This window comes from Arthrobacter sp. SO3 (genome assembly GCF_020532825.1).
In the GTDB taxonomy this organism is placed as follows: domain Bacteria; phylum Actinomycetota; class Actinomycetes; order Actinomycetales; family Micrococcaceae; genus Arthrobacter.
The window spans coordinates 49,222-59,306 of sequence record NZ_MQTS01000188.1 but is presented as its reverse complement, the minus strand read 5'-3'; the positions used below and the strand labels follow the sequence as shown (position 1 = coordinate 59,306).

11 protein-coding genes are annotated in these 10,085 nt (G+C 66.7%); 6 read left to right on the top strand and 5 right to left on the bottom strand.

What is annotated here, in order from left to right; all coding sequences use genetic code 11:
* The first annotated feature begins 42 nt into the window (after nt 1-42).
* Together nadC and BJQ90_RS17685 are read left to right on the top strand one after the other, a co-directional pair.
* Nucleotides 43-1,014: a carboxylating nicotinate-nucleotide diphosphorylase gene (nadC, locus tag BJQ90_RS17690; RefSeq protein WP_226761523.1), complete on the top strand. Its 972-nt coding sequence runs from the start codon at nt 43-45 to the stop codon at nt 1,012-1,014.
* Nucleotides 1,011-2,168 (top strand): cysteine desulfurase family protein, encoded by a 1,158-nt coding sequence (locus BJQ90_RS17685; protein ID WP_226761522.1) that lies wholly within the window; start codon nt 1,011-1,013, stop codon nt 2,166-2,168. Before nadC ends, BJQ90_RS17685 begins: the two co-directional genes overlap by 4 nt.
* A 96-nt stretch (nt 2,169-2,264) precedes the next feature.
* Here the strand turns inward: BJQ90_RS17685 and BJQ90_RS17680 are convergent, their stop codons facing one another.
* The 3 genes from BJQ90_RS17680 to BJQ90_RS22790 all read right to left on the bottom strand — a co-directional run bounded on the left by BJQ90_RS17680 (nt 2,265) and on the right by BJQ90_RS22790 (nt 4,033).
* A complete protein-coding gene (locus BJQ90_RS17680) occupies nt 2,265-2,756 on the bottom strand; it encodes a GtrA family protein (RefSeq protein WP_226761521.1) in 492 nt (163 codons plus the stop codon).
* 4 nt (nt 2,757-2,760) lie between these two features.
* Entirely contained in the window at nt 2,761-3,435 is a 675-nt protein-coding gene (locus tag BJQ90_RS17675) for a DUF1684 domain-containing protein (protein ID WP_226761520.1), read from the bottom strand.
* A 376-nt stretch (nt 3,436-3,811) separates the two neighbouring features.
* On the bottom strand, nt 3,812-4,033 hold the full coding sequence (locus BJQ90_RS22790) for a hypothetical protein (RefSeq protein ID WP_319004657.1): 222 nt from the start codon (nt 4,031-4,033) through the stop codon (nt 3,812-3,814).
* A gap of 88 nt (nt 4,034-4,121) precedes the next feature.
* On the opposite strand from BJQ90_RS22790, the gene BJQ90_RS22785 reads away from it, so the two are divergent.
* The gene (locus tag BJQ90_RS22785) at nt 4,122-4,475 is read left to right on the top strand and encodes a hypothetical protein (protein WP_319004656.1); all 354 of its coding nucleotides are present in this window, start codon (nt 4,122-4,124) and stop codon (nt 4,473-4,475) included.
* A gap of 73 nt (nt 4,476-4,548) precedes the next feature.
* Nucleotides 4,549-5,355: a transglutaminase-like domain-containing protein gene (locus BJQ90_RS17665; RefSeq protein ID WP_226761519.1), complete on the top strand. Its 807-nt coding sequence runs from the start codon at nt 4,549-4,551 to the stop codon at nt 5,353-5,355.
* Nucleotides 5,356-5,364: 9 nt separating this feature from the next.
* Here the strand turns inward: BJQ90_RS17665 and BJQ90_RS17660 are convergent, their stop codons facing one another.
* Nucleotides 5,365-5,826 carry a MarR family winged helix-turn-helix transcriptional regulator gene (locus tag BJQ90_RS17660; protein ID WP_226761518.1) on the bottom strand — a complete coding sequence of 154 codons (462 nt, stop codon included), beginning with the start codon at nt 5,824-5,826 and terminating at the stop codon, nt 5,365-5,367.
* Nucleotides 5,826-6,947 (bottom strand): LLM class flavin-dependent oxidoreductase, encoded by a 1,122-nt coding sequence (locus BJQ90_RS17655; RefSeq protein ID WP_226761517.1) that lies wholly within the window; start codon nt 6,945-6,947, stop codon nt 5,826-5,828. The genes BJQ90_RS17660 and BJQ90_RS17655 overlap by 1 nt, the downstream gene beginning before the upstream one ends.
* Before the next feature lie 250 nt (nt 6,948-7,197).
* Between BJQ90_RS17655 and BJQ90_RS17650 the strand changes: the two genes are divergently transcribed.
* Both BJQ90_RS17650 and ectB read left to right on the top strand, forming a co-directional pair.
* Nucleotides 7,198-8,214, top strand: a complete 1,017-nt coding sequence (locus BJQ90_RS17650; RefSeq protein WP_226761516.1) for a M20/M25/M40 family metallo-hydrolase — start codon at nt 7,198-7,200, stop codon at nt 8,212-8,214.
* Between the two features lie 325 nt (nt 8,215-8,539).
* On the top strand, nt 8,540-9,811 hold the full coding sequence (gene ectB / locus BJQ90_RS17645; RefSeq protein WP_226761515.1) for a diaminobutyrate--2-oxoglutarate transaminase: 1,272 nt from the start codon (nt 8,540-8,542) through the stop codon (nt 9,809-9,811).
* The last annotated feature ends 274 nt before the right edge of the window (nt 9,812-10,085 follow it).

Genomic DNA, 10,085 nt, shown 5'->3' with positions numbered 1-10,085 from the left:
CCGGCATGCCGCCGCATCCCGTCCGAAACAAAGGATTACGTCATGACAGCACCCGTTGCCGCCCGCCCTGCCGCCCTCCCGGTCACGGCGCTCGCCGGAACCCTGCCCACAGCGGCGGTGGACGCCGTACTCCGCGCCGCCCTGAACGAGGACGCGCCCTACGGCGACATCACCTCGCAGACCCTCATCCCTGCCGACGCGCGGGCGACTGCGGTCCTGGCCGCCCGCGTGCCCGGTGTGCTCAGCGGCGGGGAGGTCTTCGCGGCAGCGATGAAGCTCACGGACCCCGGTGCCGACGTCGAACTGCTCGTGGCCGACGGCGCCGCCTTTGCCGCCGGAACGGCGCTCGCCAGGGTCCGCGGGAACGCCCGCGCCGTGCTGCTGGCCGAGCGCGTGGCCCTGAACCTGGTCCAACGGATGAGCGCTATCGCCACCAGGACTGCGGAGTTCGTCGCCCTCGTGGACGGCACCGGGGCACGCATCACCGACACCCGGAAGACCACGCCGGGGCTGCGGGTGCTGGAACGGTACGCTGTCCGCTGCGGCGGCGGGGCAAACCACCGCTTTGGCCTTTCCGACGCCGTGCTGGCCAAGGACAACCACCTGGCGGTCCTGACCGGGGGAGACCCGTCGAAGCTCACCGCGGTGCTCCGGGAGGCCAGATCGCGCCTCGGGCACACCACGCACTTCGAGGTGGAGGTGGACAGCATGGACCAGATCGGACCGGTGCTGGCCGCCGGGGTCGACACCATCATGCTGGACAACTTCACCCCCGCGGAACTTGCCGCCGGGGTGGCCCTGGTGAACGGCCGGGCCCGGGTGGAGGCCAGCGGCAACGTCAACCTGGCCACCGTGGCCGGCATCGCCGCCACCGGGGTGGACGTCATCTCGATCGGCGGACTCACCCACAGTGTTGCCGCCCTGGACCTGGGCCTCGACATCGAACTGGGCCTGAACAGCGAATCGAACAGCGAATCGAACGGCGGACAGATGGCGGGCCAGGCGACACCGTGATCTTCCTCGACGCCGCCGCCACCACACCGGTGCGCCGCGAGGTGCTCGAAGCCATGTGGCCGTACCTCAGCGGGGACTTCGGCAACCCCTCGAGCCACCATTCGCTCGGCGGCTCGGCCGCGGCAGCGCTCGCCGGGGCACGGGCAGCGGTGGCCCCGGCGCTGGGCTGCAGGCCCGGCGAGGTGGTCTTCACCTCCGGGGGCACGGAAGCGGACAACCTCGCCGTCAAGGGCATTGCGCTGGCCCGCCGGGCCGCGGACCCCCGGCTGGACCGGGTGGTGATCAGCGCCGTGGAACATCCCGCCGTGGAGGAGTCCGCCCGCTACCTGGAGCGCGTGCACGGCTTCGCCGTCGATGTGGTGCCGGTCGATTCCTACGGGCGCGTCACCGTGGAGGCCCTGGCCGCCGCGCTCCGGCCGGAGACCGCCCTGGCCAGCATCATGTACGCCAACAATGAGGTGGGTACGGTACAGCCGGTCGCCCGGCTGGCCGCGCTTGCCCGCGCTCGGGGGATCCCGTTCCACACCGATGCGGTCCAGGCCGCCGGCTGGCTGCCGCTCGACACCGCAACTCTGGGGGTGGACGCCCTGAGTATCTCCGGACACAAACTGGGCGCGCCGAAAGGAAGCGGGGCGTTGTTCCTGCGCAGCCGGACCCGGCTGGAACCCGTGATCCACGGCGGCGGACAGGAACGCGGGCGCCGCTCGGGGACCGAGAACGTGGCCGGGGCCGTCGCCCTCGCGACGGCGCTCACACTCGCGCTGACTGCCCAGCGGGACCGGGCGTCCCGCGTTGCCGCCCTGCGAGATGGTTTCATCCGCTCGGTGCAGGCAGCGGTTCCGGGTGCGGTCCTCACGGGCCATCCGAGCGAGCGGCTTCCCTCCGTCGCCTCGTTCTGCTTCCCGGGAACCAGCGGCGAATCCGTGCTCCTGGAACTCGAACGGCTGGGCGTCATCTGCTCCAGCGGTTCGGCCTGCGCGGCCGGTTCCGACGAGCCGTCCCCGGTGCTGCGGGCAATGGGCATCGGGGCCGAGCTGGCGCAGACCGCGGTCCGGTTCAGCTTCGACTCCACGATCACAGCCGCTGAACTGCAGGAGGCGGCGGCCGCGGTCTGCGCCGCCGTCGGCAGCGTCCAGGCCCTCGGCTCCCCCTAACCCCGGTTGCCCTATCACTTTTGGTGGCCATTCCGGCGGCAAAGGGACGTTATCTGACAGGGCAAGCGGGGCAAGCGGGGTTTCCGGGCGGACACATCAGCGGTGCCGGGCCCGGCGGAAGATCCAGTGCCGCAGCAGGGTGAAACGCACCGCGGTGGCAACGAAGCCGGAGATTGTGGTGGTCCACAACTCAGCGGCGACCGTGGCGTCGGGATTGATCCAGTGCAGGATGCCGAGGCTGCCGCCGGTGAGCAGCAGCGCCACGAGGATCACGATCAGGCCGTTGAGATGGTCGCGCTTCATCCGGTGGCGTTCGGTGATCTTGAAGGTGAGCCTCCGGTTGAGCGCCGTGTTCATCAACGAGGTGAGGATCAGGGCGGTCGCGTTGGCCGGCTGCGGACCGAGGTACGGCCGGAGGAAGGCATAGAGCGCCAGCGACGTAACGGTGCAGACAATTCCGACGGCGGTGAACCTCAGCAGTTGCCGGACCAGCGGGTAGCGCAGCAGGCCCCGGTACCGGCGGCGGACGGGAACACGGACGGCAGGGCCGGCCGGGGCAGGGGAGTGCTCCTCGAGCTGGGCATCCATCCGGTCAGTACAGCTCGCCGACCGGGATCTCCACGGCCAGGCGGTTGGACGGGCCGGGGAGAGGGCATGCCCACGCCTCGTTGTAGGCACAGGACGGGTTGTAGGCGAAGTTGAAATCGACGACGAACTCGGCCTCCGGGCCGGAACCCTGCACCCCGTGGAAGGCACCCTTGATGGTGTCCAGCAGGTAGCGGCCGGCGCCGTAGCTGCCGCCGGGCTGGCTGGCCGTGGCGTCACGGAACGGCACGAAGATGCCGCCGCCGTAGCCCTTGAGCTTCCACACGGCGAGCTGGCCCAGTTCCGGCAGATCGAAAGTGCCCAGCCGGACAAAACGGACCAGACCGTCCGTCCCGGTTTCCACGTTCATTTCCCGTCCGGCGCCCTCCTTGGTGAGCGGAATGTGGAAGCGGTAGATCGGATCGTAGTCCGCCGTTTTGAGCCCGCCGAAGCTGGACTTCGCGGCCTCCGTCAGTGGAGACGCGGGATGCGTGCCGAACATCCGGTCCCGCTCCTGGCGCCAGTAGGAATGCGCCTCGGCCGGATCCTCTGCCGCGATCTTGCGCACAGTGGCGTAGAGCGCGAACGTCCGGAGCCGCCAGTCCGCGATGTCGACGGCGGAGATGTCCGCCACACTGTCCTGGTCCCCGGAATCCGTGGGGTCAAAATCCTGATCCGCCATGTCCCCAGCGTATCCCGCTTTCCCCGTGGCGAATGGCTCCTTCGACGCCCGGACCCGGTGCTGTGCCGGACTCGGACTTCCGCGCCCGCGGGCCGCCTCCACCAGGGCTTCCACGAAACGCTGATCCGGGAACTCCGGGCGGCCCGAAGTCCCGCTACGCTGGCACCATGACTGGGACGGGTACCTTCCGGCGGGCTTCGGCCCGCGGCATCCGGATCGCCGCTGCCCTGGCGCTCACAGCGGCTGCACTGTCCGGCTGCAGCACTGAAAACAAGGGCAACCCCGCGTGGACGGCGGGAGGCAGCCCGGGCCCTAGCGGAGGCGTGCCTTCCGCGGAACCATCCGCGGGGAGCTCGACGCCGGGCGTGTCGCCGGGCTAGACGCCGGGCGCGTCGCCGGGCTCGACGCCGGGCGCGTCGCCGGGGTCCACGGCCTCCGGTCCGGCGGAACCCGGTTCGACGGCGCCGGCCTGGAAGGTATTCACCGATCCGGCGAAGACCGTCAGCTTCGAGCTCCCGCAGGAGTGGATTGCCCAGTCGGTAACCCCGGAGCAGGGAACCCTGCCCGGAGCGCTCAGGATCGAGGTCAAGGATGCCAAGGGCGGCTACCTCGCCACCCTGCGGACCGGACTCCAGCCCCAGCAGGCTCCTGCCTGCGCGGATGAGGCCGCGAAACCGTACGTCGTCGTGAGCAGTGTCCCGGTGGAACTGCCGCACCGCGGCGGCGACGGCACCATCGACCCGCATGTGGTGTTCCGGGTGATCCAGGGCTACAAGTACTTCGGCTCCTACGGCATCACCAACATCGTCGGCGGCGCGGAAGGAAAGTCCTGCGTGCTGCAGAACCTGGTCCGCGGCCCCGAGGGCGCGGGGGACTACTCTTTCGCCGACCTAACGGAGCTCAAGACGTACGCCGCGGACCAGAAGGTTGCACCCGCCAAGGCATTTGACACGCTCGACCAGGCTGCCAAATACGTCAACGAAGGCTCGGAATTCGCCAACGTCCAGCGGATGCTAATGTCTCTGGAGATCAAAAACTAGTCCCGCACCGCCCGGACACACCCGGGCCGGAAGCGCTGACTTCACGCGCCCGACCCTCACACCCCGGAGATTCATGGAACGCTCTGTTGCCGCCCGCATGGCCTTCAAAACCGTGGCCGACACCAAGGTCGCCCTGGCGGTGTCCGTGGCACGCAACGCCGGCTACACCGGCCTTGCGGAGTCCTTGTCAGTGACCTCCGGCGGTGAAGACGTCCCCCTCACCGAGCTTTCGGACCACCATGGGGGGCGCTTCCACTACATGGAATTCGCTGAACCCACCGAAGTGCTCGTGGAGTACACGGCCACCGTCACCGGCTCCGCGCTGCCCGAAGAACCACGGCTGATGGAACTCATCCGCTACGTCCGGCCGAGCCGGTACGCCGAGTCCGACCGGCTCTTGCCAACCGCCTACGCGGAATTCGGCGGCCTGCAGGGCAGTGAGCTGGTGCACGCGGTGCGCAACTGGGTCTTCAGCGAGCTGCGTTATATCAGCGGATCCTCACGGGGGACCGACGGCGCCGTCGAGACCCTCCTGCACCGCCGCGGAGTCTGCCGCGACTTCGCCCACCTGGCGATCTCACTGCTGCGCGCCAGGAATGTTCCGGCGAGGCTGGCCGCGGTCTACGCTCCGGGACTGAGCCCCATGGACTTCCACGCCGTGGCCGAGGCCCACATCGACGGCGCCTGGCACGTCATTGACCCCACGGGCCTGGCACCGCGGGAGAGCATGCTCCGGATCACCGCCGGCCGGGATTCCTCGGACACGGCATTCCTGTCGACGGTCGGCGGCAGCCTGTCCCTAACGCAGCTTCAGGTCACCGCCGTCGTCGACGGCCAACTGCCGGACGAGGATCCGGCGAAGCTCGTAGCCCTCCAGTAGGGCTGCTCCTCAGCGCGCGGCCACCGAGGCCCGCAGCTTCTCCGTCAGACGCAGCAGCTCCTGCTGCTCGGCCGATGTCAGCGCCGGGCCCACCAGAGCGGCGATGTCGCGGACGTGCTCCCGGCCGATCTGCTTCTGCAGCTCCAGGCCGGCTTCGGTGAGCCTGACCAGAACGCCGCGGCCGTCGTCCGGCGCCGGCATCCGCTCCACGAGACCCCGCTTTTCGAGTCGCTCAACGAGCCGGCTGAGGCTGGACTGGCTCAGCAGCACGTGGTCGTTCAGCTCGTTCTGGCGGAGCCAGCCGGACGGACAGCGCGAGAGCGTGAACAGCACGTCGTACTCGTTCAAGGCAAGGGTTTTGAAGGCGGGGCCGGTCTGCAGCCTGCGCATGACCGCCACCTGGGCGCGGAACAGGGATTCCCAGGTTTCCGCGGCCAGACGCACCGGCGACTCGCTGGTCTTGGTGGACATCACACGCTCTTGGGGCTGGTGGTTTCGCTGGAGGACTGCCCGGCCGAGGCCAGGGTTGCGGCGACGCGTCCGGCGTGGGTGGGCGGTTCGGGGACATGGGCCGGGGTCTTCTCGGCATATTCCTTGCGCAGGACCGGCAGGACCTCTTCGCCGAACAGGTCCAGCTGCTCCAGCACGGTCTTCAGCGGCAGGCCGGCGTGGTCGATCAGGAACAACTGCCGCTGGTAATCGCCGAAGTACTCCCGGAAGGACAGGGTCTTTTCGATGACTTCCTGCGGGCTGCCGACGGTCAGCGGGGTCTGTGCGGTGAAGTCCTCGAGGGATGGGCCGTGACCATAGACCGGGGCGTTGTCGAAGTAGGGGCGGAACTCCTTGACGGCGTCCTGCGAATTCTTCCGCATGAAGAACTGTCCGCCGAGGCCCACAATGGCCTGGTCCGCCCTGCCGTGGCCGTAGTGCTCGTAGCGCTCACGGTAAAGTCCGATCAGCTGCTGGTAGTGCTCCTTGGGCCAGAAGATGTTGTTGGCGAAGAAACCGTCGCCGTAGTGGGCAGCAACTTCCGCGATCTGCGGCGTGCGGATCGAACCGTGCCAGACGAAGGGGGCTACGCCGTCGAGCGGGCGCGGGGTGGAGGTGAAGTTCTGCAGCGGCGTCCGGTGCTTGCCGGACCAGTTGACGGTGTCCTCGTCCCAGAGGCGGCGCAGCAGGCTGTAGTTCTCGATCGCGAGTTCGATTCCGTCCTGGATGTTCTTGCCGAACCAGGGGTAGACCGGGGCGGTGTTGCCGCGGCCCAGGACCAGGTCCACGCGGCCGTCGGCCAGGTGCTGGAGCATGGCGAAGTCCTCGGCGATCTTCACCGGATCGTTGGTGGTGATCAGCGTGGTGGCCGTGGAAAGGATGATTCGCTCTGTCTGGGCGGCGATGTAGGCCAAGGTCGTGGTGGGGGAGGAGGAGAAGAAGGGCCGGTTGTGGTGCTCGCCAATGGCGTAAACATCCATGCCGATTTCTTCGACCTTTTTGGCGATCGCCACGGACGCCTTGATACGTTCGTGCTCCGTGGGGGTCCGGCCCGTGGTGGGGTCGGTAGTGATGTCGCTGACGCTGAATACGCCGATCTGCATGATGTGCCTTTCCGTGGCCGGAGTGTTCCGGGAGCTGTTTCTACTATAACCGATTTACATGCATTTGCATCTATCGACCGGTACAACGTCCGCCACCCCCGAATATTCCCCGGCCGGTGCCGGGCCGGTGCGCGGCAGTGTGTCCCGGCCTGCGCCCGGACCAATGTTCCACCCAAAATGGCCGCAGTACGGGCGGACGCTTTCTCTGGAGCGGCCTGGACGATATCTTCGTAGCCTGGAGGATGCCCACATGATGAAAAAGCCCGGAGGCACAGCGGCCGCCGCAATCCTGCTTGCAGTCAGCCTCGTTTTGTCGGGATGCACGGCGTCCCGGCTGGCGCCGGGGGGTGGGGTGGATGCGCGGGCCGTGCTGGCTGATTTCAAGGGCCGGGGCATGATGGACCATCTTCAGGCGCTGCAGCGGATCGCTGATGAGAACGGGGGCAACCGCGCCTCCGGGACCAGCGGGTATGAGGAGTCCGCCCGCTACGTGGAGGAGCAGCTGCGCGCTGCCGGGTACAACCCCGTCCGGCAAACCTTCACCTTCCGCGGCGACGGCAGGAACCGCAAGCAGGTGGAAAGCTTCAACATCCTCGCCGATGCCGGGGGCAGCGCCGAGAACACCGTGGTGGTGGGCGGCCACCTGGACTCCGTGCCCGAGGGCCCGGGCATCAACGACAACGGCAGCGGGGTCGCGGCCATCCTTGAGATCGCCCGGTGGATGAAGGAAAGCGGGATCACCCCGGTGAACAGGGTCCGGTTTGCGTTCTGGGGCGGCGAGGAGGACGGCCTCTACGGCTCCCAGCACTACGTCGATGAGCTGAGCAGGACCGAGAAGGCCCAGACCGCGGCGAACCTGAACGTGGACATGATGGCCTCCCCGAACGGGGTGCGGTCCATTCACGACGGCGACGGGACCGACTTCGGCCACGCCGGTCCGACCGGTTCGAAGCAGATCGAGGATGTCTTCTTCCGCTTCTTCCAGGACAACTCGCTCCCGGCGGAGACCACCCCCTTTGACGGCGGCTCCGATTACGACGCGTTCCTGCAGGCCGGCATCCCCGCCGGCGGCCTGTTCAGCGGCGACGTGGAAAAGAAGACCAAGGCCCAGGTGCAGTCCTACGGCGGTGCCGCCGGCAAGAAACTCGATTCCTGCTACCACCAGGCCTGCGACACCATCAGCAACACCGACTCGAACCTGCTCCAGGAAATGTCCGGGGCCCTGGCCTACGCCACCGCAAGCTTCGCACTGGCCCCGCGGAGCTGAGCATCCGGGCCGCGATAACAGGGCCAAACGTCCCGTGCTTGGGCCCGGAATTAAGCCCGTACAGCGGGATTGTATTGCGGTTCGCGGACTACCTGATGGAACACCCCGCCGGTGTGAGTACAGCTAAGTAGACCGGCCCGGATACGCGTCAAGATTTAGAGTACGGCCTACGGATCCCGAAGCTACCGCTGTTCCATAGCTTGGAGTTATCACCGGTCACACTTCCTGATTGCGACATTGCGCCGCAGCAATTCGCTTGCCGTGACCGATTTCCGGATGTCTGAGCCGCACCATGGCCGGGGAATGGAACGAAGGAAAGCAACTGATGGATATTTTTGAAAATCTGGAGTCAGAAGTCCGCACCTACTGCCGCACCTGGGACACCGTCTTTGACCGGGCGTCCGGCAGCACACTCTACAGTGAGGACGGCAGGGACTATCTTGACTTCTTCTCCGGCGCCGGGGCTCTGAATTACGGACACAACAACCCGGAGCTCCTCCGACCGCTCGTCGAATATCTTCTCTCCGGAGCAATTGTTCACTCCCTCGACATGAAAACAGTTGCGAAACGGCGCTTCCTGGAAACGTTCCACGAGCTGATCCTCAAACCCAGGAACTATGACTATAAAGTCATGTTTCCCGGCCCCACTGGAACAAATTCGGTGGAAGCGGCCTTGAAGCTGGCACGAAAAGTCACCGGCAGGCCACACATCATCAGCTTTACCAATGCATTCCATGGAATGACGCTTGGATCTTTGTCGGTCACGGGCAATTCAATGAAGCGGGAGGGCGCGGGGGTTCCGCTGACCAATACCTCCAGCATGCCCTATGACGGATTTCTTGACGGCCAGACGGCTGACTTTCTCTGGATGCGTCATGCGCTGGAGGACAGCGGCTCCGGTGTCGAATTACCCGCCGCCGTCATCGTCGAAACGGTACAGGGCGAGGGCGGCCTGAGAGCCGCCCGCGCTTCCTGGCTGCGTGGTCTTTCCGAATTGTGCCACCAGCACGGCATCCTGCTCATCGTTGACGATGTGCAGGCGGGATGCGGCCGCACGGGAACATTTTTCAGTTTTGAAGACGCCGGCATAACACCCGATATCGTGTGCCTCTCCAAGTCCATCTCAGGCTTCGGTCTGCCCCTGTCCCTGACCCTCTTCAAACCGGAGCTGGACATCTGGAAGCCGGGGGAGCACAACGGGACGTTCCGGGGACATAACCCCGCGTTCGTGACGGGAACCGCTGCTCTTGAGCATTTCTGGCAGGACCGGAGATTTGAATCGAAAGTCGCGGGGCTTTCTTCCCAGCTGCACGAGGGGCTCGCGCAGATCGCGGCGGGCACCGATGGTGCCCGCGTGAGGGGCCGGGGCCTGCTTGCAGGCATTTACTACCCTGACCACCAGGTGGCGGGGAAGATTGCGGCGGAGTCGTTCGCCCGCGGCCTGCTGGTGGAGACCTCCGGGCCCGAAGGAGAAGTCATCAAGACGATGCCGGCGCTGACAATTGACCCCCGGGATCTCTTGAGGGGACTGGACATTCTTGCCGAAGCTGCGGAGTTTGTGGCCGGGGGGAAGGTGGCAGTGAAGTCTATTGCCTAGGAAACGCTGCCGGGGGGACATAAACGGCTACAAGCGACCGATCAGATTTTAGGAACGGCAAATGAGCACCCAACAGTCAGCAACGGCAATTCAGGATAAATTCGGCGCAGCAGGCGCCGCAGATCAGCGGCATGCCCCTGCCAGGTGGAGGGCGTCATCGGGGGTCCCGGCGAGGTATCGGCTATCGCCGGCCGGACTGTTGGGCGTCGGCTCGTGCTGAATGAAGGAGACCGGGAGACTCCCCGGGGGAGCATCATCGTGCAAAAGTTCGGGG